The following is a 23,416-nucleotide window of genomic DNA, read 5'->3' as shown; positions in this document are numbered from 1 at the left end:
CTCGTTCTCAGGGCGAGGTTTCTACTGAAAGAAGCGACAAGCCGATGACCGACGATCGTAGAGACTCCGAGCAGAACGACTCCGAGTCGACGCAGCAGCATCCGACCCAACAGAATCCGGCACAGCAGAATTCGACCCAGCAGTTCCCGACGCAGCAGCACGCGCCGCAGGGTGGGTACGGCCAGCAGGCCGGACAATACGGTCATTCCGCCTACGGCCACAACGCTTATCAGCAGCCGAACTACGGCTACAACCAGCAACACGCTGCGCCGCAGAATCACCAGCCGTCGCAGCAGGCCCCTGCAGCCGTCAAGAGTCGGCCGGGCCGCACCACTCTCGTGGCCGGAGCAATCGCTCTGGTTCTCGTCGGTGGCGGAATCGGCGGTGCGGTAGGCGCTTTGGCGACCAATGGTGCCAATGGCACAGGCGCGGCCACCAATTCGCTGAACTCGACTGTCACTGCAGCGCAGCCGGCCGCAAACATTCCGGACGGCTCGATCCAGGCCGTCGCGAACAAGGTGTTGCCGAGCGTCGTGCAGATCCAGGTAAAGGGCAGCCAAGCAGAGGGCGAAGGCTCCGGCGTCATTCTGTCCTCCGACGGCCTGATCCTCACCAACAACCACGTGGCGACGGGTGCGGGTGCCAACGGCAAGCTGACCGTGGCATTCTCGGACGGATCGATTGCCGACGCAACGCTCGTCGGCGCCGACGCGGTCTCCGACATGGCCGTCATCAAGGCCGAAGGCAAGACCGACCTGACGCCGATCGAGCTCGGGACGTCGTCGAATCTGCAAGTGGGACAACAGGTCGTCGCGATCGGTTCCCCGCTCGGACTCGCCGGAACCGTCACCACGGGCATCGTCTCCTCGCTGAATCGTCCGGTGTCGACGAGCGGCGAGTCGGGCAACCAGAACTCGGTCATCGACGCGATCCAGACCGACGCGGCCATCAACCCGGGCAACTCGGGTGGTGCGCTGGTCAACACCGACGGTCAGCTGATCGGTATCAACACGGCCATCGCGACGCTCGGTGGCAGCGAGTCCTCGGGCACGCAGAGCGGTTCCATCGGCCTCGGCTTCGCGATTCCCGTCGACCAGGCCAAGCGGATAGCCGACGAACTGAGCACGACCGGCAAGGCGACGCAGGCCATGATCGGCGTGCAGGTGCCGTCGCAGGACGACGCCAACGGCGCGACAGTCGTCGAGGTCACCGAAGGCGGGCCGGCGGCGTCGGCAGGCATTCCGAAGGGCGCAGTCATCACCAAGGTCGACGACCGCGTGGTCTCGAGCGGTGACGCCCTCATTGCCGCCGTGCGGTCGCACGCACCCGGCGACTCGGTGAAGATCACCTACACCGACGGTGGCAGCGAGAAGACCGTGGACGTGACGCTGGGAACTGCCGAGCCGCAGACCGCGTCGGTGCAGACGCCGTCCTCGGGCTCACAGTCGCCGTTCGAGATCCCTGGCTTCCCCGGAGGCCGCTGATGCTGTCGGACATCGACCGCCTGGCGACCGTTGCAACGATTTACGCACAGCGTGAGACCGAGCAGAGGGCTACTACTACGGTGAGCAGTATGGAACTCGAGACCCCTCTGGCTGGCCGAGCGTTGGTAGTGATCGTCGACGACCGCACCGCGCACAGTAATGGACAGGATTCGACCGGCCCGCTGGTGACGGAACTCCTTACCGAAGCAGGTTTTCTGGTGGACGGAGTCGTGGCTGTCACGTCGGATGAGGTGGATGTTCGCAACGCTTTGAACACCGCGGTGATCGGCGGAGTCGACCTCGTCGTGTCGGTCGGAGGCACCGGGGTGTCTCCGCGCGACGTCACCCCGGACGTGACCGCCGAGATCCTCGACCGTGAGATTCCTGGCATCAGCGAGGCGCTGCGTTCGTCCGGCCTTGCCGCAGGGGCGATGGATGCCGGCCTGTCTCGGGGGCTCGTGGGAGTGTCGGGAAGCACCCTCGTCGTGAATCTCGCGTCCTCGCGCGCGGCGATTCGTGACGGCATGGCCACCCTGACCCCGCTGGCGAGCCAAGTGATCGCAGAGCTGTCCGGGCTCGATGCTTGACCGCACCTGACATGACACAGAACAACAACGACGAGAGCCGGGCCCGTATCGATCGGGCCCGGCTCGCTCGCATCTTCGGGGACGTCCTGCCCGAGACGACGAGCGATGAGCGCTCGCGCCGCGACGAGGGCACGACGGACGATTGGTTCGATCGAGAGCGCCCCCCGCACCACTTGTGATGTGATCCACAACACATTTGGGAATGTAAATCACATCCGTGTTGGGCGAACGTTTACCTGGTGTTAGCGGGACGCGGCCCGCGGTGCCGAGCTTTCGGATTCGGATCACGATGAGCAGAAGTGCGTCCCTAATGACCGATTGATCCGCTTCCGGCTCGTCCGCTGCAATGTCTGCCCATTTCAGAGCCGTTTCAACTAACGGTGAGGTTTGTAACGGAACGGCAACAACGCCCATTTTGTGACGCAGGTTACTCGCAAGTATGGTGTGAAAGCCGTTCACACACAGGAAACACATCACGATTCGGCCATGTTTGGCGCCGGTTCGTAGGGATTGTCACGATCCGGCAACTCCTCTAATGTTCCCCTCAGCTTCGGCAGCAAGGGCGTGGAACACACGCTCCGAGCCCCTGTGTCGGGACTACTTACGAACGTGATCCCAAGGATCTAGTTCTGCTCGGGAACCTTCGGCAACATGCCGACTGGCCTCGAGGGTGCAAGCCACAAGCTTCCCGTGCGAACGCGCTTGGGACTGAACATGATGAGGATTTAAATGACGGAGATCCAGAAGCCGCGGCGCAGCCGTGGACTGAAGTCCATCGGCGCGACGGTTGTTGCCGGCGCTTCGGTTGCCGGCCTGGTGCTCGGTACCGGTACCGCGTCCGCCGCAGTCGACAGCACCAACACGGTTGTGGATGCCAACGGCAACACGATCACCGTGTCGCTGTCCGACACCTTCATCGACAGCGTTGCGCCGCTCGACGGCAACCCCCTCACCCGTGAGTGGTTCGCCAACGGCGTTGCAGGCTGGGACGTCACCGGACCTGACGCCGACGACTTCGAGGGCACGGTCGTCATGGGATACCAGGTCGGCTACCCGGCCAGCCTTGGTGGATCCATCACCTTCGGCTACTCCACGCCGTCTCTCGAACTGACACTCAATGGTGATGGCGTCGAGGCCGGAATCAGCGACATCCTCCCGCAGGCAGGATTCGAGGCAGAGATCGCTCCCGGACCCGGTATCGTCGACGCAGTCGCCGCTTCCGGTAACGTCCAGGGCACCGAAGGTGACGCGGAAGGCGCTTCGGGCACCATCCAGATCGCCAACGCACACGGCACCGCGACCGGTATTCTCGGCAACGTCCGCGTTCGCCCGTACGTCCAGCTCACCAGCTCGACCGGTGATGTTGCTGTCGCTTACGGCCAGCCGTGGACCTTCAACTGATTTCGGTCGGTTGAAAACAGCTTGAACTCAACGCACTGCCGTTGAATGGAATCGGGCCCGACCGGATCGCTCCGGTCGGGCCCGATTTGCATGTCGATCTTCTTGTTCCAGAACCGCCCGCCGAGCTCCCAAGCTCGAGTATGCGAGAAATGGCTGATATTCAATGCGCTCCACACTGATTCCTGTAGTTGCTGTTTCGGCTCTGCTTGCGCTTGCTGGGTGCAGCAGCGAGTCCGCCGGTGACTCGGGTTCAGGTGCAAACTCGGAAGCATGCACGCAATTCGCCTCCGCCTACAATGAATTCACCGAGCTCACCACGTCAGGCCCAGCAGACGGCGATGTCGAGAAATGGACTGCCGACAAGGATGCCGCGAGCGCCGAATTCTCACCGCTTGCGGATCAAGCGAGCGGCGATGTCCAATCGAAGATCAATGCGGTAGTTTCCGATTTGCCAGTAGATTCTCTGCAATTGACCGAAGCTGACAGCGAGTCCGGCCAGGCGTTCGTCGACAACTCCAACGCCGTCGCGGCGGCATGTGAAAGTGAAGGCGCCACAATTACTCTGGCAGATTTCCCGCTGCAGAAATTCAACTGAACTAATCGGACCTAGCGCGCCATTTCGGCCGTCTCTAGGGTATGGTAATCAAGTCTCTAACTTGAGGTAATCTAAAGTCGGCTACGCTCTCGGATGGCGGCCGTTTCGAACACCGGATGTTGATGTCCGGGACGTGAGGGGTGTTTTGAACATGCAGATCGGTGCGCGCTCGCGCGCGGTAGCGGTTGTCTCTGCGGCAGCCATGGCCTCGGTGCTCGGATCCGGTGTCGCGCAAGCGGATGTCAACCGCGTCGACTCGTTCGTAGACGGAAGCGGAAACACCGTGACGGTGACGCAGTCCGACACGTACATCAACGGCGTGGTCCCGCTCGATGGCAGCCCATTGACCCGTGAATGGTTCCACAACGGACGCATTTCGGTCGCGGCAGCGGACGATTTCTCTGGAACCGTCAGTGTCGGATACCAGTTCGCGTACCCGATGAGCATCGGTGGCTCGCTGAACATTTCGTTCAAGACACCTCAGGCATCTACCACGATTACGCAGAAGACCGAAGAAGTCGACTCCGAAGATGACACCACGGATGGCGACGGCACCGAGGGTGACGGCGGCACTGAGGGTGACGGCGGCACTGAGGGTGACGGCACGGAGGGTGACGGCACGGAAGGCGACGCGCCCGCCACCGTCACGACGACAACCATCGAGAACGAGCTCGTCGCAACGGCTCCCCAAGCCGGCGGCCAGCTGAACATCGCGCCCGGCCCCGGTACCCAGGAGGTCGAGGTTGCTACCGGTGATGTTTCGGGTGCGCTGTCCGAGCTGCAGTTCTCGAACATCCACGGCACCGCGACCGGCGTGCTTGGCAACCTGACGGTCCGCCCGTACGTCAAGGTCACCGCTGACGACGGTAGCTCCGTTGTCTCGTATGGAGACCCGCAGATCCTCGGCTGACCAGCGCCCGAGATCTAGACGCGTTCGCTGACGCGCACACGAGAGCCCGTCGGCACCGACTTCGGTGCCGACGGGCTCTCGTCGTGTCGAGGAGCGAAAGCGTCGCACAAAACAGTTGCTACGCAACACTTCCCGGGCCGCCCCCTGGAACTCCGAGAAGTGGTGCAGGTCACTTAGCTGACTCACAGGAACCGAGTTAGGTTAGGTTATGGTTACTCCGCCCTCGAATACGAGGTAAACAAAAGGCATCTCGCTGTCGTCGCGCGATGTTCTGCTCCGAGGCGATTTTGCGCTTCGGGAGAGAAGGAGTGGTCCAGACATGGTTCCCAGGATTGGCCGTCGCATGCTGAGCGGCGGCGTCGTTGCACTTGCCGCAGCTCTCGCGACAGCGGGCGTTGCGCAGGCCGGCGTCGACAGCGTCAATGGCATCACCGATAGCGGAAATACCATCGAGGTGACGCAGCTGGACACGTTCATCAATGGCGTTGCGCCGCTTGACGGCAGTCCTCTAACCCGCGAGTGGTTCCACAACGGACGAGCCTCGGTAGCGGTGACCGGCCCGAGCGCAGTCGATTTCGACGGCATTGTCAGTGCTGGATATCAGATTGCGTATCCGATGAGCTTGGGTGGTTCGGTGACGTTCGAGTTCGAGACACCAGAGGCGACGGTGACAATCGATTCCGCGGTGAAGCCCAAGGTGGTCATCTCGGCGCCGACGGTCGGCTTCAATGCTGCAATCGCTCCGGGGCCGGGCGTCACCGAGGTCGAGGTGGCGTCGGGATCAGCGTCGGGAGAACTCACAGAAATCCAGTTCGCGAACGTCCATGGGACCGCTACGGGAATTCTGGGCAACGTGACTGTGCGCCCCTACGTGAAGGCAGTGTCATCGAGCGGCAGCACCGTGGTGTCGTACGGCGCGCCGTGGCGGCTCAACTAGTAGGCGCCCGGCGCTGTGCTCGACCAGACCCGTTTCCGTTTCAAGTGCGGAAACGGGTCTTTCGCCCTTTGTGCACGGACTCGATCTGCGCGAGAGTGAATCGAGATTGCACGAATTCGTGTTCCGGGCCGCGCACGCAGTCCGTCGGACAAGGGGGCTGCGATGTGGAACAAGGGTGTCTTTGCGATGGGGGCGGCAGCGTTGCTGGCGCTGGGGGTGAGTGGGGTGGCTCAGGCTGTGCCCACCGGCCCACCTCCGTACGTGGTGGGGATGGAGTTGGATGACGCCATCGGAACGCTGGCGGTGGCCGACTATCAAGGTGTGGTCAGCACGCGTATCGGTGGGGGTGATGAATGCACGGTATTGAGTCAGTCGCCTACGACGCGGCCGCCGGACTTCGAGAACGAGTTCGAAGGCGAGTTCACCATCCTTCTAGGCGTCCGATGCGGCATCGAAGAGGACGACTGAACCCCCGCAGGAAAGTATTTCGAACGAAAAGCCCGCTTTCCCGGTGAATACGGGAAAGCGGGCTTTTTGGATTCCGTCGAAAGTTATGGCTTCGCGTGCTGACCGCTGGGCGCCGAACCGTCGGTGTCCCCGATGGCCTCGCCGCTGCCGCCGGTGTCGTCGGCAGGCGTCGACAGCTTCCGTCCGACGTCGGTGCCGCCGGCCAGGATATCCCGGATCTGGACGAGGACGTCGACGTCACTCAGTTCCTTCTCCGGCTGGCTGACGAAGCGCTTCTTCGCGGTGTTGACCGGAAGGATGAGGACGAAGTAGACGACGGCGGCGATGATGATGAAGTTGATCGCCGCGGTCACGACTGCGCCGACGTTGATGAAAGTCTCTGGGCTGGAGGTGATCTGGAAGCCCCAGCCATATTCGTTCGACCCGCCGATCGCTGCGACGAGCGGGTTGACGATGTTGTTGGTGAACGCGGTGACGATGGCTGTGAACGCTGCACCGACGACCACTGCGACGGCGAGGTCGACGACGTTTCCGCGAAGCAGAAAATCCTTGAACCCCTTGAGCATGAACCCTCCCGGATGTCGATGGTGCGGACGAGATGTTGACGCTCCCCACGAGGCTAGCCCACGTGAGGATGCTTGGAAATGTATGTATTTCCCGGATACAGCAAAAATAAAGGACTCTTGTCAATGACTGTGAGGCATTCGTCCCGTATCCTTCCCCGGGAGAATGTGCCTCGTTTCTCGGTTCGAGGTAGTCGGAGTCGTGCTTTTAAGGGGAACCATGGGAAAGTCTCGTTCGTCGGCGCTGCGCAGGTTCGGCCGCCTGGCCTCGATCGGTGCGGCAGCGGCAGTAGCCGTCGGATTGATGTCGCCGGGTGCGGCCAATGCCGAAACCTTCGTCCCGCTGCCGGGTGGTGAAAAGGTCGCGGGTCCGTACAAGATCGCCCGGTTCGACGAGTCCGCCAAGGTCGCCCCGCAGATCGCGTTCAACGGTCTGAACCGCAACGCATGGGCAACGGGCACCGCTCTCGCCGAGGTCCCCGCAGGCTCGACGGGCACGCTGAAGACCGGCTACCTCGTCGGCTGCCAGCTCGACATGACCGACCTCGAACTCGGCCTCGAAGCGGGCGCGGGCATCGAAGGCGGCAACACCAACATCGTCACGCTGTTCCCGATCCCGTTCCTCATCGGCGGCGCCGGCTGGACCGAGAACACCATCGAAGGCGACGCGGAGTTCAACATCCCGCTGCAGGACCGTGAGGTCGCAGCCGTCGAGATCGCGTCGAAGGACGTCACCGGCCCCACGACGGCCATCCAGTACCAGGACGTCGGCATCTCCGTGCAGAACTGCGGCGGATACGCACAGGCTCGTGCGTACACCACGCTCGAGCTGACCGGAAACTACCGCTACAAGGGCACGCTGTACGGCCAGCCGTTCAGCATCGGCTGATCGATGCGCTCCCCAGACTTCGCACGAACCTCACGACGGGATGGAAAGACGTTGAAGAACAACAAGACTGCGGCTGTTCGTATGGCAGCCGTCGGTGCGGTGGGTGCCGTCGCGATCGGTTTCTGGTCCGCGGGTGCGGCCAGCGCCGACACGTTCGTACCGCTGCCGGACAACGAGATCAGCAAGACCCTGATCGACGGCACGACCGTCACGGTCAAGGGCTTCGGCCAGAGCGGACTCATCTCGCCGTCGATGAGCGCGACCCCGACACAGCGCAACGTCTGGGTCACGGGCAACTACACGGTCGAGACGTCCAACGCGACCGGCGGAAAGATCGAGCCGGGATTCCTCGTCGGATGCCAGGTCGACTTCGGTGCAGGCATCGGCGGCGGCGCCGGCGCATCGTTCGGACAGGGCAACACCGTGGAGATGGATCCCGGAAACCCGTTGTCGCTCAGCATCGACCGCACCCAGCCGAACACCTACAACATCGGTGCAGGCGTCTACCTCGACCTCGCTCCCGGTCAGCTGAACGACGTCAAACTGGTCGGCGACGAGACCACGGCCACGATCGACGGCGTCGACGTCGCCACCCAGGTCGACAATTCCTTCTCGTTCGACGGCAACGGCGGCGGATTCACCTACGCCGACGAGACCCTGAGCGTCGCAGGCTGTGCCGGGTTCGCCGAAGCCCGCTCGTACGTCGACGTCACCATCGAGACGCCGACCGTGACGTCGACCGTCACGCTGTGGGGACAGCCCTTCAGCATCGGCTGATCAGTGCAGTGTCACGGTCAGTGAGCTGACCAACGACGCGGCGGCCACGGTCGTCGCGTCGTCGGGACGCATCGCGATCAGCACGACGCGATCGCTGCCGCGCTCGCGGGCGTCCTTCGGTGACACGAGTACGACGACCGATCGCGTCGCCAGAATCCGTGCTGCCTGATCCTCGGTGCTGCCGACGGTCAGGACGTCGACGGTGTCGCCCTCACGCAGCAGATCCGTCACGCCTGCGTCGGTGAGTCGGATCGGAACGATCCTGGCGTCGGCTGTGCCCAGCGCGGCCCCGGCGAGCCGGGAACCGAGCAGCCGGACGTCGGTGAGTGGCTCGCCGGCACGAATCGGACCTGCGACGGTGTGATCCGTCGCGTCGGCGACGTCGGTGAGAGCGCCGGACGGCGTCGAACTGGGGTCGAATTCGGCGATACGGACGTCGGCTTCGGTCAGTGGCTCACCCGGCGCGAGATCGCGAGCGGCCACGACGACGGCCACCTGATCACTCGCGGACGCGTCTTTCACGAACAGGACAACCGCGACGAGCGCGAGTACTCCCGCGACGATGCGACGAGCCGTCGCAGTCCGGGTCCAGCCAGGTCGGAGCAGAAGCCGATCGAGCAGAGTGGCGTCGAGTCGCGATGATCGCTGAGGCATGGCGTCACGCTAGCGGGGGAGCGGACCCCCAAGAGCCGCCACAGGCCCCGGCTGTGGATAGCCGGGGCCTGTGGACAAAGCCGAAAATCTACGAGCTGGCAGCAGCTGTGGACGTCGTCGACGAGGACGAACTCGACGACGTGCTCGATGTCGAGGAAGTGCTGGTGGACGTCGTCGACTCGGTCTTGGTGCTCGACTTGTCGCTCTTGGACTCGCCTGCACTCTCGCTGGCCGTGCTCGATCCGCCGCGGCTGTCGGTCCGGTAGAAGCCGCTGCCCTTGAACACGATGCCGACCGAGTTGAAGAGCTTGCGCAGCTTGCCGCTGCACTGCGGGCAGACGGTCAGCGAGTCGTCGCTGAACGACTGCACGATGTCGAATCGGTTGTCGCACTCGGTGCAGGCGTACGAATAGGTGGGCATCGATGTTCCTCCGCGCTGGTCCACTGGTCACCAAGGAGACGTCGCCTTACTCGGTCGAGACCATGGTGTGCCGAAAAACTGCTGAAAACTGCAAGAGCATTAGCACTCTACAGTCAAGACTGCCAACACAGCGATTCGGTCGGCTATTCCTTGCTCAACGTCACGAGTCCACGCGACGGCGTGAGCGCATGCGTCGCGCGACGATCGTGCGGTTCCTCCGGCAATTCGTCGACCAACTCCCCGTCTCGGACTACCGCCACGATCGGAACGCCCGGTCCGACGAGGTCGAGCGTCCTGTCGTAGAACCCCGCGCCGCGGCCCAAGCGAACGCCCCGAAGATCCACCGCGAGAGCGGGCACGAACACGACATCGCACCTGCTCACCGACCCTGGGTCCAGTATTTCTCCGGTCGGTTCGAGCAATCCGTACCGAGCGGATCGGAGGCTGTCTCGGCCTGTGTACTCTGCCCAGTGAAGCGGCCCTGGTTCACGTGCGACCGGCACCAGAACCTCATTCGATTCTCGGCGTAACGCGTCGAGCAGATCGAGTGAACCGGGCTCGCTGCCGACCGGCACGTAGGCCGCCACCGCGGTGGTTCGTCGCGCCGAATCGGCTGCGGCATGACAAAGTTTCAATGATTCTGCGACGCGAACGTCGGCTTCGACAGTGCGGCGAGAGGCCAGTATTCGGCTGCGCCATTCCTGTTTCGAAATCGGCGTCACGGGGTCTCCAGAGACATGGATTCGAGTTTAGGCAAGCAGGGAAGCGTCAGAACATGCGGAGCAGATCCGCAGGGACCATGGATAGGGTGGGCAGCATGACAGAAGCCGCGACAGCAGCAGCACGCCATTTTCGGACGGCGATCGTTCCTGCAGCAGGAATGGGAACTCGCTTTCTGCCTGCAACGAAAACGGTTCCGAAAGAATTGCTGCCGGTCGTCGACACACCGGGAATCGAACTCGTCGCCGGTGAAGCCGCCGACTCCGGTGCCGGACGCCTCGTGATCGTCACCTCGCCGGGCAAGGACGGCGTCGTCGCGCACTTCGTCGAAGACCTCGTTCTCGAAACCAAGCTCGAGGCCAGCGGCAAGCTCAAGATGCTCGAGAAGGTACGCGTCGCACCCGCGTTGCTCGACGTCCAATCCGTCGTGCAGAACGAGCCCCTCGGACTCGGTCACGCCGTCGCCTGCGCCGAGGAAGTCCTCGACGACGACGAGGATGCCGTCGCCGTTCTGCTTCCCGACGACCTGGTTCTCCCACGCGGCGTCCTCGACGTCATGTCGCGAGTGCGGGCCAAGCGCGGCGGAACTGTGCTGTGCGCGTTCGAGGTTCCCGAGGAGAACGTGTCGTCGTACGGTGTCTTCTCCGTCGAGACGGTTCCGGACGCCGTCAACCCCAACGTGCTCAAGGTCACCGGCATGGTCGAGAAGCCGAAGCGCGAGGAAGCGCCGTCGCTGTTCGCCGCAGCGGGTCGCTACCTGCTCGATCGAGCCATCTTCGACGCGTTGCGACGCATCGAGCCCGGCGCGGGCGGCGAGCTGCAGCTGACCGACGCCATCGCGCTGCTGATCTCCGAGGGCCACCCGGTTCATGTCGTCGTGCATCGAGGATCCCGACACGACCTCGGAAATCCCGGGGGATATCTTCGTGCTGCGGTTGACTTTGCTCTCGAACGTGACGATTACGGGCCTGCGTTGCGTGAGTGGCTGACCGAGCGTCTGAGCGACGATTGGGCGCCGCAGCTCACCAGCTACGAGTAGGCCCGACGTATGACCGGATAGAGGAAGGGCCACATTGCGCTCGGTTGAGGATCAGCAGACCCGGGTGACCGCTGCGGCGGTAGCTCCACGACCGGTTCGGGTGGCGATCTCCGAAGCGCAAGGTCTCCTCTGTGCGGAAGAAGTGGTCACCGAGCGGCCGTTGCCCGGGTTCGATCAGGCTGCAATCGATGGTTACGCGGTCCGCAGCGTCGATGTCTCGGCAGCAGGCACCGATCTGCGCAACGAGGACGACGAGCGCATCGACCTGACGTTGCCCGTCGTCGGCGAGGTCACCGCGGGTTCGCGGCAACCGATTCGGTTGCAGCCGCGTCAGGCAGTGCGCGTCGACACCGGCGCCCCGCTGCCCACGCTCGCCGACGCGGTTCTGCCGCTCGATCGGACCGACGGCGGCCATGCGCGCGTCAAGGTGTTCCGGCCGGTGCGATCGGGCGACTACGTCCGCAAGGTCGGTGACGACGTCCAGCCCGGCGACGTCGCAGTGCGGTCGGGAACCATCATCGGTGCGGCGCAGGTGGGTCTGCTCGCCGCCGTCGGCCGGGACAAGGTGCTCGTGCACCCGAGGCCGAGGCTGTCGGTCATCTCGGTGGGCGGCGAGCTCGTCGACATCGATCGCACGCCCGGCGCGGGCCAGGTCTACGACGTCAATTCCTATGCACTCGCCGCAGCGGCACGTGACGCCGGTGCCGACGTCAACCGCGTCGGCATCGTCAGTACCGATCCGAAGCGACTGCGCGAAGTCGTCGAAGGTCAACTGATTCGGTCCGAAATCGTCGTCATCGCAGGCGCTGTCGGCGGAGGCGCGTCCGACGGTGTCCGAGAAGCACTCTCGGACCTCGGCGATCTCGAAGTCGAGCGCGTCGCGATGCATCCCGGATCCGTGCAGGGCTTCGGACAACTGGGTCGCGACGAAGTGCCGACGTTTCTGTTGCCCGCGAACCCCGTCAGCGCGCTCGTCGTGTTCGAGGTGATGGTGCGTCCGCTGATCCGAATCGCGCTCGGACGGCGACAGCCCATGCGCCGCATCGTCACTGCGCGAACCGTCGCGCCCATCACGTCGATCGAGGACCGCAAGGGTTTTCTCCGCGGACAGCTCATGCGCGACGAGGCCACCGGCGAATATCTCGTCCAAGCACTCGGCGGGGCGCCCGGGGCGTCGTCGCACCTGCTCGCGACGCTCGCCGAAGCGAACTGTCTCGTCGTCATCGACCCGGACGTCACCGAAGTGCGTACGGGTGAGGAAGTGGACGTGTCCTTCCTCGCGCAGCGGGGGTAGGCGACTGCGTCGCACGTGCGCGCGAATGTGTAGCGGGCTATACATTTCTACGCACGTGGGCGGAGCGCCTAATATCGACTGATGCCGCGCACGTGGTCGAGCCACCCTGGTTGGCCCGCGAAACTTGGACCCCTCACCGTTGCTGCGGGCGTCGTCACCGTGCGTCCCGTACGTCTGCGCGACGCGGCCGCCTGGAGTCGCCTGCGGCTCGGCGACCGCGAACACCTCGAGCCGTGGGAACCCACCGGCGAGGGTTCGTGGGAAGCGCGCCACCACATTTCGTCGTGGCCGGCACTGTGTTCCGGGCTGAAGTCCGAAGCACGTAAGGGGCACATGATCCCGATGGCCATCGAAATCGACGGCGAGTTCTGCGGACAGATCACCGTCGGCAACATCGTGCGCGGCGCGTTACGTTCGGCGTGGATCGGGTACTGGGTCGCCAAGGAAGTCAACGGGCGCGGCGTTGCGACAGCAGCTTTGGCGCTCGGGCTCGACCATTGCTTCGGTGCCGTCGGACTGCACCGCGTCGAAGCAACGGTGCGTCCCGAGAACCTGGCCAGCCAAGCCGTACTGCGCAACGTGGGCTTTCGCGAGGAAGGACTGCTGCGCAGGTACCTCGACGTCGACGGCCAGTGGCGGGACCATCTTCTCGTCGCGATGACCGTCGACGAGGTTCAGGCCACCGTCGCGGATCGCTTGGTGCGCACGGGCAGAGCTGCCTGGGCCTGACGTCCCACCAGCGACCGCGTCGTCAGGAATTCCACGTCTGCGGCGCCCGAGTGGGACACGACGCCCACCGGGCGCCGCCTGACACTGCAGGCTCGAGACTGATGTGACTAAAGTGACGTGAGTGTAGTTCTGGTCGGCGCGTCTACCCGGTTCCGCCGGTGTAGCCGCCTAGCCTGATCAGGTCACCGTTGTCGCAGCCGACGAACAGGAAGGAACGCCGGAATGCCCAACTCGATCATCTGGATCGGTCTGGTCGCCATCTGGCTGTTCGTGCTGCTCCCGATGATGATGAGCAAGCGGCCGCGCATCATGCAGACGTCCGACGCGGCGCTCGCCACACGGGTTCTGCATCGCGGCGGCAGCAAGAAGCCCGCCCGCGGTCCCGCCGTAGGGCATGCAAGCGACCCAGATTGGCGACCCGAATACGACGAGCGAGTGTCGGCGCCCGCCAGCGTCGTCTTCGGGCGCACCGTACCGAGAATCGACGCGGAGGACCCGATGGACACTCACGCAGAAGCCGAGGACACCGATCGGGGCGACGTGGACGAGCGTGCCTACGTTCCGAACCGCCGCGGACGCGGTGGATTCGACCCCGAAGCCGACGCGATCGCCCGGGCCGCCAGATACTCGTTCCGCCAACGTGCCGTTCTCGGACTGGTTTTCGCGATCATCGCGTCGGGGGCCCTGGCCGTCATCGTCTCGTCGATGTTGTGGTGGGTGTGCGGATTGACCGTCGTCGCCCTCGCCGGATACATGTACTACCTCCGTCGCCAGGTGCAGATCGAACAGGAGATCCGCCGTCGACGTATGAACCGAATGGGTCGATCGCGCCTCGGCGTGGAGTCTCGCACCGACGAGGAACTCAGGCTCGTGCCGCAGCGTCTGCGTCGGCCAGGGGCCGTCGTTCTCGAAATCGACGACGAGGACCCGCAATTCGACCACCTCGATCACTACGAGGAGCCGTTCCAGCAGTCCGCTCCGGTGCACGACGACATCCGCCGCGCATCGGGGGCGTGATTCCGGTAGGAGTGCCGTCGCTACGTCGACGAAGGCGACCCCGGGTTTCGTGGATCGAGCAGTGCTTTGGTACTGTTGCGCAGCGCGGTTCACCGACCGCGAGGGGCTGTGGCGCAGTTGGTAGCGCGTCTCGTTCGCATCGAGAAGGTCAGGGGTTCGATTCCCCTCAGCTCCACCACACAGAACAAGGCCCGGTCGACACTGTCGACCGGGCCTTGTTTCGTTCGGTGTGCAGGATCAGGAAGCGGATCCCGATCCGAGGGCGCCGAGGAGCTCGATCAGAGGAATGTCGGAAGCGGAGCTTCCCGTGGTGCTTCCGGTGGACAGAATGCTGGAGATGAAGGTTGCGAGATCCATTTCGGAAAACCCCTTGTTTCGGTGGAGGGAGTGTGCAAACCGGTTGTGCCCGACAGTGCTGCTCAACCACAGGTATTGATACCGGACCGAAGAAGACTGCGTCAGAGGTTTTCGGGTGAATTCTTGACGATTGGGAGATAGCACTATGCCCAAAAGAACTTCTGGTGGTGTGTCCCAGCGCTAGGGCGACTCGCGACGAGCCAACGCCGACGGCCACCAGATCGCCCGGCCGATGTCGTAGGACAGCGCAGGCACCAGAATGCTGCGCACGACGATGGTGTCCAGCAGAACGCCGAACGCCACTGCGAACCCGATCTCGGCCAGGAAGACCAGCGGAAGTACCCCGAGCACGGCGAACGTCGCCGCCAGGACGACGCCCGCAGACGTGATCACGCCACCCGTCACTGCGAGTCCGCGAAGGATGCCGGGCCGCGTGCCGTGCCCGAGGGTCTCCTCGCGCACACGCGTCATCAGGAAAATGTTGTAGTCGATGCCGAGTGCGACGAGAAAGACGAACGCGAACAACGGGAACGACTGGTCCGCGCCCGCGAAGTGGAACACGTGCGAGAACATCCAACCGCTGACGCCGAGAGTCGCCGCGAACGACAGCACGACGGTCGCGATGAGAATCAGCGGAATCAGCAACGCGCGCAACAGGATCGACAGCACGACGAAGATGACGACGAGCACGATGGGAATGATCAGATTGCGGTCGTGCACCGACGCCGCCTGCACGTCGACCGTCGCAGCCGAATTGCCGCCCACGAGAGTCTCGTCGATCCCGTGGAGATTCGCCCGCAGTCGTTCGACGGTGTCCAAGGCCGCGGGGGAATCGGGCGCGTCGGCGAGCGTCGCGTTGATCAGAATTCGTCCGTCGACCGGTTGTACCTGCAGAGACGGGGGCGGACACCCCGTCTGGCCGGCCAGTGCCGCCGGACCGACCGTCGCGATCAGATCGGCCAGCTTCGCGAAATCGACTTGCACACAGACGGATCCGGGTTCCTGTGCTACGCCCTGTGTTCGTTCTGCGGCACGGATGACGTCGTCGGCCGAATCCTGAGAGGTGACGATCACTGCGGGTGCGCCGGTGCCTGGGTCGAACTTCGAGGTGTACAACTGCTGACCGACGACGGCCTCCGGCTCGTTCGTGAAGTTCTCGGTCGTCGTCAGGCCGTCGGTGTCGAGGCTGGTGATGCCCACGAGGCACAGTAGAAGCAGAACCGTCGCGCCGATCCATGCCGGCCGGTGTCTGCGTTCGACCGCGGCGGCGACGCGTCCCCACAGCCCGTGCGTCGCGAGATCGGTCCTGTCGTCGACGTCGGGGCGGCGGGGCCAGAACACCCAACGGCCGCACAGGGACAGCGCGACCGGCAGGAACGTCATCATCACCAGGACGGTGCACGCGATGCCGATCGCCGCGACGGGTCCGAGGCTCTTGTTGGAGTTCAACTCGGAGAACATCAGGCACAGCAGGCCGATGATCACCGTTCCCGCCGACGCGAGAATCGCGGGCGCCGACTCCTTCCACGCCCTGGCCATCGCGTCGAACCTGCTCGGATACGCGTGTAGTTCTTCTCGATACCGCGCGATCAGCAGCAGCGCGTAGTCGGTCCCCGCGCCGATCACGAGGACGAAGAGAATGCCCTGGCTCTGGCCCGTCAGCGTCAGGACGTCGTGCTTGGCCAAGTAGTAGATGATCACCGACGCCAACCCGACCGCGAGCACAGCCGACAGGATCGGAAAGACCCAGAGCACGGGCGAGCGATAGACCACCAGCAGGATCAGCACAACGACCAGGAGAGCCGCACCGAGCAGGGCGCCGTCGAGCCCGGCGAACGCGTCGATGAACGCCACGAGCAGGCCACCGGGGCCGGCCGGAAGGACGTCGACGCCGTCGGGGACGGCCCCGCGGGCAGTGTCGACGACGGTTTCCTCGGTGGCGGCCAGGGCGTCGCCGCTGACGTCGACGCCGTCGGCCTTGGCCACCAGCGGCACGTAGAGCGCGGCGGTCTGTCCGTCCGCGGAGTACTGGGGAGGCGTCATGCCCTTGCCGTCGACCCCGTCGATGCCCGAGATCTGCCGACGCGCGTCCTCGATCGCGCGCTTGTCGTCGTCGGTCAGTCCGGAATCACGATCGAACAGGACGAATCCGGGGATGGATTGAACCGACAGGAATGCCGTCGACTCATTCGCGACGACGGTGGATTCGGCCGACCCCGGAAGGTACGACGCGTTGTCGTTCTTCTGTACCTCGCCGAGCTTGCCTTGGTAGGTGCCGCCGAATGCGCCGAGCAGCAGGGCCGCGACCGCGAGTGCGACGACGGTGAAGACCGGCCACCGGGAGAGAAGCTTCGCCGTCTGACCCATCGTCGTTCTCCTCGGATGCCTGATGCACACGAAAAAGTCGCTGGCCAAGTAGACCACGGTGACATCGCGCGGGTGATGGGAACGACGGGGTGAGCATCCCGGTAGCATTCGTGAGAAGTACGCAACTGGCCGCTACGTGGAGTGTGAATGGCTTTCGAGATTGTCGACCTCGAGGAAACGTGGGTCGCCGGTCTTCCGGTTCGTAGCCCCAAGCGGGCTCTGGGAAGACTCAACGATCCGAATTTGGATGCGGCGTGGTCGTCGGTGTTGAACCAGGAGATCCCGGGACCGCTGGCGTCGATCTACACGGACTTCGCGCCCGGAATCGGTTCGTACAACACGCAGATCGTCGGCTATCGATGTTCTGCGCTGAGCCAGGTGACGCGTGGGCATCTCGTCGCCAAGGTTCCGCGTGCCAAGTACGCAAAGTTCTCGTCGGTCGGCCACTTCCCCGACATCATGACGCGATTGTGGAAGCAGATCGATCACGCAGAGGAGGAGGGCGAGATCACCCGTACCTTCACCGCGGACTACGAGTACTACCCGCACGCGTACAAGATCGATCTGTACCTGTCGATCGAGCAGACAGGATTCAACGCGTGACGCACCGAGTGACCGCGCGGTCCGCGGAGTTGTTCGGCGGCCTGGTCGCGCCACGCATCACCCCCGGCGCCGAGGTGAGCAACAGCGAGTTGATCCGATTCCTCCGTGAGCGCATCCGCGAGCGTTCGGCCGACGACATCGTGGTCAGCACCGTCTTCGTGCCCGACGCACACGGCGTCTACAACGCGGTCGTGGCGGTCAAGCATCTGTCTCCCGGCGACGTGCCCATCGGTGACGTCTTCGTCGAGGTCCCGAGCGGCGTGTACGCCGTCTTCTCTCCGAGTGGCACCCTGCGCGACCCGATCCAGGACGTGTGGGCGCAGGCCGAGGAAGCGACGGAATCGGGTGCGATATTCCGCGCGTACAAAGAGGACATCGAGGTCGTTACAAATTCCGGCGAAGTGGAACTTTTTATTTCGATCGTTATGTGAAGCGGCGATTATGCCGACCGAATGTCACTTCTGGATCACGAAGAGTGGTTCGTTGCAGTTAGTATTATCTCGCGCAACCGGACAGACGGTAGGTGCGGCGAAGTTCGAGCCCACGGATTCGCCCAGGCCACCACTGATCACAGCTGGTCGGCGTCGGTGTCAAACAGGCAACTGAGCAGGGGTGAAGCTACATGGTTAGGCAATTGAGGGCAGAAGCGACACGTGCGGCAGCGCTGCGCGCGGCAGCCGATCTCTTTCTCGAAGTAGGTCATGCAAATGCGACATTGAGTCAGGTGTCCGCGCAGTCCGGTGTCACCAAGGGTGCGCTGTATTTCCATTTCGCGTCCAAGGAAGAACTGGCCAAGGCGATCGTCGACGAGGGACACGAGCGTGTCTCGACGGCATGCGCGGGCCTGGTCGACAGCCGCTCGCCTGCTCTCGAATCGGTCATCGGCATCTCGTACTCGGTGCTGGAACTGGCCGCCTCCGACCCCCTCGTGCGCGTCATGTACCGCTTGCAGATGGAGATCGACGGGTCCGAGACCGCGCGGGGCAGCGTGTTCGGAACGTGGGGGAACATCTTCGAGCACCTCTTCGACCGTGCCATCGAACACGGTGACGTCGCCGATCACCTCGACTCCTCCAATGCTGCACTGCTCGTCTGCGAGATGCTCGCCGGCGTGCTGATGGTGTCCGAGGCTCAGTCGACGCTCGAGACGGCTCCGTCGCGCATGGAGAAGGTCTGGCACACCGTGCTGCCGTCGCTCGTTCCGCCGAACAAGCTCGGATACTTCCGGGAATTCGCGGCTCGCAGCCTGTCCAGCTTCGTGCCCGCCGAGATGGCGACGTCGCCCGTCGACGCCTAGTTCTCACCCTCCTTGCGGGGAGTCGGCGTCGGGCGGACACTGTGTGACATGGAGCACACAGCAGTGAATCACAGGATGTCCGACGCCGAACTCCGCAAGGCAATCGGCACACTTCAGAGCCGTGCCGACGACGCCCGTAAGCGCGGCGCCGACCAGGATGCGGACAGCATCGAACGGACTGTCGCCGAGTATCGAGAAGAGATGAGCAGGCGGCTCTAGCGTGCGATTCCGACCGGGCCGAAACGCTCGGTCTTGACCCTGAACGGCATATGTCCCTGCGTGACGAGGACGTCGGCGACCATCTCGACGAACCCTGTCGGGCCGCAGACGAAACACCGCGGGGCGATGTCCGGTGACCAGCCGCCCGATGCGATCGCGTCGGGAGTGAGCCGTCCCGGATGGCCGTTCGGATCCTCACGCGTGTAGCGGACGGCTACCTCCACTCCCGCCTGCATCGATGCGAGTTCCGACGCGTACATCACCTCCGCGGGTGAGCGAACCGAGTAGATCAGTCGGAACGGTGCGGTGGAACCGCTCCGGCGACGCGCTCTGATCATCGCCATCAACGGCACGATGCCGGACCCGCCTGCGATCAACAGCACCGGTGCGTCGTCGGCCTCGTCCCAGACGAACCAGCCTCCGATCGGCCCCTTCAGTTCGACCTGTGCGCCGACCTCCAGCACGTCGGCGAGGTACGGCGAGACCTCGCCGTCGTCGACGGTCTGAACGGTGAGCACGACGGTACTGCCGTCGGCGGGTGTTGCCATCGAGTAGCTGCGCTGCGCGCTGTAGCCGTCCTCGGCGGTGAGGCGGACATCCACGTGCTGGCCGGGCCGATGGCCGGGCCACCCGTCGACATCGAACGTCAGTGTTGTCGAGGTGGGCGTTTCGGTCGTTCTGTCGGTCAGGGTAGCGACGAGCCAGTTCACGCGTTCAGTCTCCCTGATACCGCTGCTCCTGCCACGGATCGCCGTAGTCGTGATAGCCGTTGCGTTCCCAGAACCCGGGCTCGTCGCGCACCATCAGCGTCAGCGTGCTCACCCACTTGGCGGACTTCCAGAAGTACAGGTGTGGCACGAGAAGTCGTGCAGGACCGCCATGTTCGGGCCGCAGCGGCGCGCCGTCGTACTCGAACGCGAGCCATGCTCTGCCACCGCGTAATTCGGTCAACGGGAGGTTGGTGGTGTAACCGTCGTAGCTGCTTGCCATGACATGCGTTGCTGCAGTGTCGATTCCATCAAACAACGTATCGAGCGACACACCGCGCCAACGAGTGTCGAGCTTGGACCACGTCGTCACACAATGGATGTCCACCACCGGCTTCTCGTTCGGCAGCGCGCGCATCTGCTGCCAGTTCCACCGATGCGTCTCGCCACGCTCGGTGACGATCGCGAATTCCCAACGGTCCGTCGTGACCCGCGGCGTCGGACCGACCGACAACACAGGGAAATCCGTCGTCAGATGCTGACCGGGTGGGGTACGGCCGTCGTTGCCGCGGCGCTTGCCGTGGAACCCCTTCGAGACGATTGCCATGAAACCTCCGGTGGTGCCGCGTGACTGCCGCGTATCGTGCAGTAGGGAATCGATCTTCGAATGTGGGGGGACCAGCACCCGATGACCATCACGAATCTACGCGGAAAGAAGACGTTCATCACCGGGGCGGGCAGTGGGATCGGCCGTGCCACCGCGCTTGCCGCCGCGAACGAGGGCGCCGAGCTGTATCTGACCGATATCAACGAGGCGTCGCTGAAGGACACGGTCGCGGCCGTCGGCAACGCCGCAGCGATGTCGCAGGCGTTCGACGTCTCCGACTACGACGCCGTCACCGCGTTCGCGACCGAGGTGCACGACGCGGCAGGCAGCCTCGATGTCGTCATGAACATCGCGGGAGTGTCGGCGTGGGGGACTGTCGAAAATCTCGAGCATCGGCAGTGGAAGTCCATGGTCGACGTCAACCTCATGGGCCCGATCCACGTGATGGAGAACTTCCTGCCACCGATGATCCACGCCGGACGCGGTGGGCATCTGGTCAACGTGTCGTCGGCGGCCGGACTCATTCCGTTGCCGTGGCACGCGGCCTACAGTGCGAGCAAATACGGTCTGCGCGGTGCGTCGGAAGTGTTGCGGTACGACATGAAGCGGCACGGCATCGGCGTCAGCCTCGTCGTGCCGGGTGGAGTGAAGACCGGGCTCGTCGACACCGTCGAGATCGCGGGCGTGGACCGCGACGATCCGCGGGTGAAGAAGTTGCAGCACCGCTTCGAAAAGCGTGCTGTCACACCGGACAAGGTGGCCGAGGCCATTCTGAAGGGCATCTACAAGAACCGTTATCTCGTGTACTCGTCGAACGACATCAGGTTCGGGTACTGGTGGGCTCGGAAGTTCGCGCCGCCGTACGAGTTCGTGCTGCAGAAGGCGAACGATCAGTTCAGCAAACTGCTATAGATCCACATCGAGTCGACGTGCGCCCGGTCCGGATTGCGCCAACTCGTCCTGCGGATTCGCGAGAGTGCAGCTGGTCAGCGAGAGGCAGCCACAGCCGATGCAGCCGGTCAGGTCGTCGCGCAGCCGAATCAGTTGCGCGATGCGATGTTCGAGGTCGTCGTGCCAGCGGCCCGACAGCCGGGCCCAATCTCGCTTCGTCGGCGTGCGCTCCTCCGGAAGCTCGGCGAGGGCGTCGCGAATCTCGGCCAACGGAATGCCGACCTTCTGCGAGATGCGGATGAACGCGACACGCCGGAGCGTCTCGCGCGGGTAGCGACGCTGGTTGCCCGACGTCCGTCTGCTGCTGATCAACCCTTGCTTCTCGTAGAAATGCAGCGCCGACACGGCAACTCCGCTGCGATCGGAAAGCTGTCCCGGGGTGAGTTCGCGGACGTTCCATTCGGGCATCGGCATGGTGACGAGAGTACGCAGCGCGCCGAAGGCGCATCATTGAACGATGACTGATCGACTGGGCGCCGATTCCGAGGTCGGCACGCTGCGCACCGTCATGTTGCATCGACCGGGCGACGAGTTGCGCCGCCTCACCCCGCGCAACAACGACCAACTGCTGTTCGACGGTGTGCCGTGGGTCGACCGGGCGCAGGAGGAGCACGACGCGTTCGCGGAACTGCTGCGGGGCCGAGGCGTCGAGGTGCTGTTGTTGTCGGATCTGCTCACCGAGACGTTGACGGCGAGCGGTGCCGCGCGCATGCAGGGAATCTCTGCCGCGGTCGACGAGCGCAAACTGGGCCGGGCTCTTGCACAGGACCTCAGCGTTCACCTTCGCGGCGTCCCTGCACCCGAGCTGGCCAAGGTCCTGATGGCCGGCATGACGTTCGACGAACTGCTTGCCGCCGAGACCGGAGTGCCCGAGGTGGGCGGATCCTCGTTGGTGCGACGTATGCATCACGGCGCCGACTTCGTCATCGATCCGCTGCCGAATCTGTTGTTCACGCGGGACTCGTCGTTCTGGATCCGCAACCGGGTGGCCATCACGTCGCTCGCGCTGCCCGCTCGGTTGCGGGAGACGTCGCTGACGGATCTGATCTACGCGTTCCACCCGCGTTTTCTCGGGGTGCGTCGGGCGTACGAGTCGCGCACCGCGCCGGTCGAGGGCGGCGACGTGCTGCTGCTGGCGCCGGGTGTGGTGGCCGTCGGCGTCGGCGAGCGGACGACGCCTGCGGGCGCGGAAGCGTTGGCGCGCAGCCTCTTCGAGGACGATCTGGCGCACACGGTGCTGGTGGTGCCCATCGCGCAGGAGCGTGCGTCCATGCATCTGGACACCGTGTGCACGATGGTCGACACCGACGCCGTCGTCATGTACCCGGCTATCCGAGACACGTTGTCCGCGTTCACGATTCGAAAGGAAGGCCATGGCGTCCGCATCCGCGGCGCCGACCCGTTCCTCGCCGCCGCCGCCGACGCGATGGGCATCGAGAAGCTCCGCGTCATCGACACCGGACTAGACCACGTCACCGCCGAACGCGAGCAGTGGGACGACGGGAACAACACCCTCGCGCTAGCGCCGGGCGTCGTCGTCGCCTACGAGCGGAACGTGGAGACGAATGCCCGGCTGGCCGCGTCGGGAATCGAGGTGTTGACGATCAGCGGGTCGGAACTCGGGTCCGGTCGAGGTGGGCCGCGCTGTATGTCGTGCCCGATTGCGCGGGACAGTGCGGCTTCGCCGCCCGTGAGTGCGAATGTAGGCGGTCTCAAGCAGTCATCGCAACGTGCCTGATCATTGGGGGATGGTTGCGATGGGACGTCCGGTGTACACCCATGAGGTGCGGATGCTGTTCTGGGTTCTGTTGGGTTGGGGCTCG

General features: G+C 64.2%; 28 protein-coding genes and 1 tRNA gene. 21 read left to right on the top strand and 8 right to left on the bottom strand.

The annotated features are described in order from the left end of the window. Window positions 1–44 precede the first annotated feature (44 nt). The 8 genes from RhoFasB10_RS24000 (at window position 45) to RhoFasB10_RS23965 (ending at window position 6,382) form a co-directional block, all read left to right on the top strand. Window positions 45–1,484 carry a trypsin-like peptidase domain-containing protein gene (locus RhoFasB10_RS24000; RefSeq protein WP_167678955.1) on the top strand — a complete coding sequence of 480 codons (1,440 nt, stop codon included), beginning with the start codon at window positions 45–47 and terminating at the stop codon, window positions 1,482–1,484. Window positions 1,485–1,573: 89 nt separating this feature from the next. Beyond that, window positions 1,574–2,071 (top strand): MogA/MoaB family molybdenum cofactor biosynthesis protein, encoded by a 498-nt coding sequence (locus RhoFasB10_RS23995; RefSeq protein WP_206031301.1) that lies wholly within the window; start codon window positions 1,574–1,576, stop codon window positions 2,069–2,071. An 11-nt stretch (window positions 2,072–2,082) separates the two neighbouring features. After that, the gene (locus tag RhoFasB10_RS23990) at window positions 2,083–2,250 is read left to right on the top strand and encodes a hypothetical protein (protein ID WP_167678953.1); all 168 of its coding nucleotides are present in this window, start codon (window positions 2,083–2,085) and stop codon (window positions 2,248–2,250) included. Between the two features lie 550 nt (window positions 2,251–2,800). Next, window positions 2,801–3,472 carry an MspA family porin gene (locus tag RhoFasB10_RS23985; RefSeq protein ID WP_167678951.1) on the top strand — a complete coding sequence of 224 codons (672 nt, stop codon included), beginning with the start codon at window positions 2,801–2,803 and terminating at the stop codon, window positions 3,470–3,472. Window positions 3,473–3,635: 163 nt separating this feature from the next. Next, entirely contained in the window at window positions 3,636–4,067 is a 432-nt protein-coding gene (locus RhoFasB10_RS23980) for a hypothetical protein (protein ID WP_167678949.1), read from the top strand. Window positions 4,068–4,218: 151 nt separating this feature from the next. Then, window positions 4,219–4,977: an MspA family porin gene (locus RhoFasB10_RS23975; protein ID WP_167678947.1), complete on the top strand. Its 759-nt coding sequence runs from the start codon at window positions 4,219–4,221 to the stop codon at window positions 4,975–4,977. A gap of 319 nt (window positions 4,978–5,296) precedes the next feature. Next, on the top strand, window positions 5,297–5,914 hold the full coding sequence (locus RhoFasB10_RS23970) for an MspA family porin (RefSeq protein ID WP_240931435.1): 618 nt from the start codon (window positions 5,297–5,299) through the stop codon (window positions 5,912–5,914). 162 nt (window positions 5,915–6,076) lie between these two features. Continuing rightward, on the top strand, window positions 6,077–6,382 hold the full coding sequence (locus RhoFasB10_RS23965; RefSeq protein WP_167678945.1) for a hypothetical protein: 306 nt from the start codon (window positions 6,077–6,079) through the stop codon (window positions 6,380–6,382). A gap of 83 nt (window positions 6,383–6,465) precedes the next feature. Here RhoFasB10_RS23965 and mscL read toward each other — a convergent pair whose 3' ends face one another. Further along, entirely contained in the window at window positions 6,466–6,948 is a 483-nt protein-coding gene (mscL, locus tag RhoFasB10_RS23960; RefSeq protein WP_068423902.1) for a large conductance mechanosensitive channel protein MscL, read from the bottom strand. 217 nt (window positions 6,949–7,165) lie between these two features. Between mscL and RhoFasB10_RS23955 the strand changes: the two genes are divergently transcribed. Continuing rightward, window positions 7,166–7,834: an MspA family porin gene (locus RhoFasB10_RS23955; RefSeq protein ID WP_167678943.1), complete on the top strand. Its 669-nt coding sequence runs from the start codon at window positions 7,166–7,168 to the stop codon at window positions 7,832–7,834. 51 nt (window positions 7,835–7,885) lie between these two features. Continuing rightward, complete coding sequence (locus RhoFasB10_RS23950; RefSeq protein ID WP_084423658.1) at window positions 7,886–8,611, top strand: MspA family porin; 726 nt, start codon at window positions 7,886–7,888, stop codon at window positions 8,609–8,611. Here RhoFasB10_RS23950 and RhoFasB10_RS23945 read toward each other — a convergent pair whose 3' ends face one another. From RhoFasB10_RS23945 to RhoFasB10_RS23935, 3 genes are all read right to left on the bottom strand, one after another. Further along, window positions 8,612–9,265, bottom strand: a complete 654-nt coding sequence (locus RhoFasB10_RS23945; protein ID WP_167678941.1) for an SAF domain-containing protein — start codon at window positions 9,263–9,265, stop codon at window positions 8,612–8,614. Window positions 9,266–9,353: 88 nt separating this feature from the next. After that, window positions 9,354–9,686, bottom strand: coding sequence for an FmdB family zinc ribbon protein (locus RhoFasB10_RS23940; RefSeq protein WP_084423665.1), 333 nt, complete (start codon window positions 9,684–9,686; stop codon window positions 9,354–9,356). Between the two features lie 143 nt (window positions 9,687–9,829). Continuing rightward, window positions 9,830–10,408, bottom strand: a complete 579-nt coding sequence (locus tag RhoFasB10_RS23935) for a 5-formyltetrahydrofolate cyclo-ligase (RefSeq protein ID WP_222634637.1) — start codon at window positions 10,406–10,408, stop codon at window positions 9,830–9,832. Between the two features lie 95 nt (window positions 10,409–10,503). On the opposite strand from RhoFasB10_RS23935, the gene RhoFasB10_RS23930 reads away from it, so the two are divergent. From RhoFasB10_RS23930 to RhoFasB10_RS23910, 5 genes are all read left to right on the top strand, one after another. Further along, a complete protein-coding gene (locus tag RhoFasB10_RS23930; protein ID WP_068424029.1) occupies window positions 10,504–11,445 on the top strand; it encodes a UTP--glucose-1-phosphate uridylyltransferase in 942 nt (313 codons plus the stop codon). A gap of 34 nt (window positions 11,446–11,479) precedes the next feature. Continuing rightward, a complete protein-coding gene (glp, locus tag RhoFasB10_RS23925; protein ID WP_068423910.1) occupies window positions 11,480–12,739 on the top strand; it encodes a gephyrin-like molybdotransferase Glp in 1,260 nt (419 codons plus the stop codon). Window positions 12,740–12,820: 81 nt separating this feature from the next. Continuing rightward, window positions 12,821–13,468 (top strand): GNAT family protein, encoded by a 648-nt coding sequence (locus RhoFasB10_RS23920; RefSeq protein ID WP_068423912.1) that lies wholly within the window; start codon window positions 12,821–12,823, stop codon window positions 13,466–13,468. Between the two features lie 222 nt (window positions 13,469–13,690). Continuing rightward, window positions 13,691–14,485 carry a gephyrin-like molybdotransferase receptor GlpR gene (gene glpR, locus RhoFasB10_RS23915; protein WP_068423914.1) on the top strand — a complete coding sequence of 265 codons (795 nt, stop codon included), beginning with the start codon at window positions 13,691–13,693 and terminating at the stop codon, window positions 14,483–14,485. Between the two features lie 102 nt (window positions 14,486–14,587). Continuing rightward, window positions 14,588–14,663 (top strand) — tRNA-Ala (locus RhoFasB10_RS23910). A 359-nt stretch (window positions 14,664–15,022) separates the two neighbouring features. On the opposite strand, the gene RhoFasB10_RS23905 is transcribed toward RhoFasB10_RS23910, so the two are convergent. Further along, the gene (locus RhoFasB10_RS23905; RefSeq protein WP_167678939.1) at window positions 15,023–17,209 is read right to left on the bottom strand and encodes an MMPL family transporter; all 2,187 of its coding nucleotides are present in this window, start codon (window positions 17,207–17,209) and stop codon (window positions 15,023–15,025) included. A 147-nt stretch (window positions 17,210–17,356) separates the two neighbouring features. Here RhoFasB10_RS23905 and RhoFasB10_RS23900 point away from each other — a divergent pair, with 147 nt between their 5' ends. From RhoFasB10_RS23900 to RhoFasB10_RS23885, 4 genes are all read left to right on the top strand, one after another. Continuing rightward, the gene (locus RhoFasB10_RS23900) at window positions 17,357–17,812 is read left to right on the top strand and encodes an effector binding domain-containing protein (RefSeq protein ID WP_068423918.1); all 456 of its coding nucleotides are present in this window, start codon (window positions 17,357–17,359) and stop codon (window positions 17,810–17,812) included. Next, window positions 17,809–18,243, top strand: coding sequence for an effector binding domain-containing protein (locus RhoFasB10_RS23895; protein WP_068423920.1), 435 nt, complete (start codon window positions 17,809–17,811; stop codon window positions 18,241–18,243). Before RhoFasB10_RS23900 ends, RhoFasB10_RS23895 begins: the two co-directional genes overlap by 4 nt. A 203-nt stretch (window positions 18,244–18,446) precedes the next feature. Next, on the top strand, window positions 18,447–19,109 hold the full coding sequence (locus tag RhoFasB10_RS23890) for a ScbR family autoregulator-binding transcription factor (protein WP_240931434.1): 663 nt from the start codon (window positions 18,447–18,449) through the stop codon (window positions 19,107–19,109). Window positions 19,110–19,157: 48 nt separating this feature from the next. Continuing rightward, window positions 19,158–19,328, top strand: coding sequence for a hypothetical protein (locus RhoFasB10_RS23885; protein WP_165839545.1), 171 nt, complete (start codon window positions 19,158–19,160; stop codon window positions 19,326–19,328). Here the strand turns inward: RhoFasB10_RS23885 and RhoFasB10_RS23880 are convergent. Next, window positions 19,325–20,038: a ferredoxin reductase gene (locus RhoFasB10_RS23880; protein ID WP_068423925.1), complete on the bottom strand. Its 714-nt coding sequence runs from the start codon at window positions 20,036–20,038 to the stop codon at window positions 19,325–19,327. The two genes, RhoFasB10_RS23885 and RhoFasB10_RS23880, sit on opposite strands and share 4 nt — an antisense overlap. A 4-nt stretch (window positions 20,039–20,042) precedes the next feature. After that, complete coding sequence (locus RhoFasB10_RS23875; protein WP_068424031.1) at window positions 20,043–20,642, bottom strand: sulfite oxidase-like oxidoreductase; 600 nt, start codon at window positions 20,640–20,642, stop codon at window positions 20,043–20,045. 81 nt (window positions 20,643–20,723) lie between these two features. Between RhoFasB10_RS23875 and RhoFasB10_RS23870 the strand changes: the two genes are divergently transcribed. Next, complete coding sequence (locus tag RhoFasB10_RS23870) at window positions 20,724–21,554, top strand: SDR family oxidoreductase (RefSeq protein WP_068423927.1); 831 nt, start codon at window positions 20,724–20,726, stop codon at window positions 21,552–21,554. On the opposite strand, the gene soxR is transcribed toward RhoFasB10_RS23870, so the two are convergent. Beyond that, window positions 21,549–22,007 (bottom strand): redox-sensitive transcriptional activator SoxR, encoded by a 459-nt coding sequence (soxR, locus tag RhoFasB10_RS23865; protein ID WP_068423929.1) that lies wholly within the window; start codon window positions 22,005–22,007, stop codon window positions 21,549–21,551. The genes RhoFasB10_RS23870 and soxR overlap by 6 nt on opposite strands. A gap of 43 nt (window positions 22,008–22,050) precedes the next feature. Between soxR and arcA the strand changes: the two genes are divergently transcribed. Beyond that, window positions 22,051–23,331 (top strand): arginine deiminase, encoded by a 1,281-nt coding sequence (gene arcA, locus RhoFasB10_RS23860; protein WP_167678937.1) that lies wholly within the window; start codon window positions 22,051–22,053, stop codon window positions 23,329–23,331. Window positions 23,332–23,416: the final 85 nt, after the last annotated feature.

The organism is Rhodococcus sp. B10, from assembly GCF_011770055.1.
GTDB lineage: Bacteria > Actinomycetota > Actinomycetes > Mycobacteriales > Mycobacteriaceae > Rhodococcoides > Rhodococcoides kyotonensis_B.
This window is presented reverse-complemented; position numbering and strand designations above follow the sequence as displayed.

What these genes read in the sequence shown, in the direction of transcription:
- RhoFasB10_RS23930 (WP_068424029.1), top strand. Translation starts at nt 10,504, where the DNA reads ATGACAGAAGCCGCGACAGCAGCAGCACGCCATTTTCGGACGGCGATC.
- RhoFasB10_RS23900 (WP_068423918.1), top strand. Translation starts at nt 17,357, where the DNA reads ATGGCTTTCGAGATTGTCGACCTCGAGGAAACGTGGGTCGCCGGTCTT.
- RhoFasB10_RS23885 (WP_165839545.1), top strand. Translation starts at nt 19,158, where the DNA reads ATGGAGCACACAGCAGTGAATCACAGGATGTCCGACGCCGAACTCCGC.
- RhoFasB10_RS24000 (WP_167678955.1), top strand. Translation starts at nt 45, where the DNA reads ATGACCGACGATCGTAGAGACTCCGAGCAGAACGACTCCGAGTCGACG.
- RhoFasB10_RS23945 (WP_167678941.1), bottom strand. Translation starts at nt 9,265, where the DNA reads ATGCCTCAGCGATCATCGCGACTCGACGCCACTCTGCTCGATCGGCTT.
- RhoFasB10_RS23990 (WP_167678953.1), top strand. Translation starts at nt 2,083, where the DNA reads ATGACACAGAACAACAACGACGAGAGCCGGGCCCGTATCGATCGGGCC.
- RhoFasB10_RS23985 (WP_167678951.1), top strand. Translation starts at nt 2,801, where the DNA reads ATGACGGAGATCCAGAAGCCGCGGCGCAGCCGTGGACTGAAGTCCATC.
- RhoFasB10_RS23965 (WP_167678945.1), top strand. Translation starts at nt 6,077, where the DNA reads ATGTGGAACAAGGGTGTCTTTGCGATGGGGGCGGCAGCGTTGCTGGCG.
- RhoFasB10_RS23995 (WP_206031301.1), top strand. Translation starts at nt 1,574, where the DNA reads ATGGAACTCGAGACCCCTCTGGCTGGCCGAGCGTTGGTAGTGATCGTC.
- RhoFasB10_RS23975 (WP_167678947.1), top strand. Translation starts at nt 4,219, where the DNA reads ATGCAGATCGGTGCGCGCTCGCGCGCGGTAGCGGTTGTCTCTGCGGCA.
- RhoFasB10_RS23970 (WP_240931435.1), top strand. Translation starts at nt 5,297, where the DNA reads ATGGTTCCCAGGATTGGCCGTCGCATGCTGAGCGGCGGCGTCGTTGCA.
- RhoFasB10_RS23905 (WP_167678939.1), bottom strand. Translation starts at nt 17,209, where the DNA reads ATGGGTCAGACGGCGAAGCTTCTCTCCCGGTGGCCGGTCTTCACCGTC.
- RhoFasB10_RS23920 (WP_068423912.1), top strand. Translation starts at nt 12,821, where the DNA reads ATGCCGCGCACGTGGTCGAGCCACCCTGGTTGGCCCGCGAAACTTGGA.
- RhoFasB10_RS23940 (WP_084423665.1), bottom strand. Translation starts at nt 9,686, where the DNA reads ATGCCCACCTATTCGTACGCCTGCACCGAGTGCGACAACCGATTCGAC.
- arcA (WP_167678937.1), top strand. Translation starts at nt 22,051, where the DNA reads ATGACTGATCGACTGGGCGCCGATTCCGAGGTCGGCACGCTGCGCACC.
- mscL (WP_068423902.1), bottom strand. Translation starts at nt 6,948, where the DNA reads ATGCTCAAGGGGTTCAAGGATTTTCTGCTTCGCGGAAACGTCGTCGAC.
- RhoFasB10_RS23955 (WP_167678943.1), top strand. Translation starts at nt 7,166, where the DNA reads ATGGGAAAGTCTCGTTCGTCGGCGCTGCGCAGGTTCGGCCGCCTGGCC.
- soxR (WP_068423929.1), bottom strand. Translation starts at nt 22,007, where the DNA reads ATGCCGATGCCCGAATGGAACGTCCGCGAACTCACCCCGGGACAGCTT.
- RhoFasB10_RS23980 (WP_167678949.1), top strand. Translation starts at nt 3,636, where the DNA reads ATGCGCTCCACACTGATTCCTGTAGTTGCTGTTTCGGCTCTGCTTGCG.
- RhoFasB10_RS23870 (WP_068423927.1), top strand. Translation starts at nt 20,724, where the DNA reads ATGACCATCACGAATCTACGCGGAAAGAAGACGTTCATCACCGGGGCG.
- glpR (WP_068423914.1), top strand. Translation starts at nt 13,691, where the DNA reads ATGCCCAACTCGATCATCTGGATCGGTCTGGTCGCCATCTGGCTGTTC.
- RhoFasB10_RS23875 (WP_068424031.1), bottom strand. Translation starts at nt 20,642, where the DNA reads ATGGCAATCGTCTCGAAGGGGTTCCACGGCAAGCGCCGCGGCAACGAC.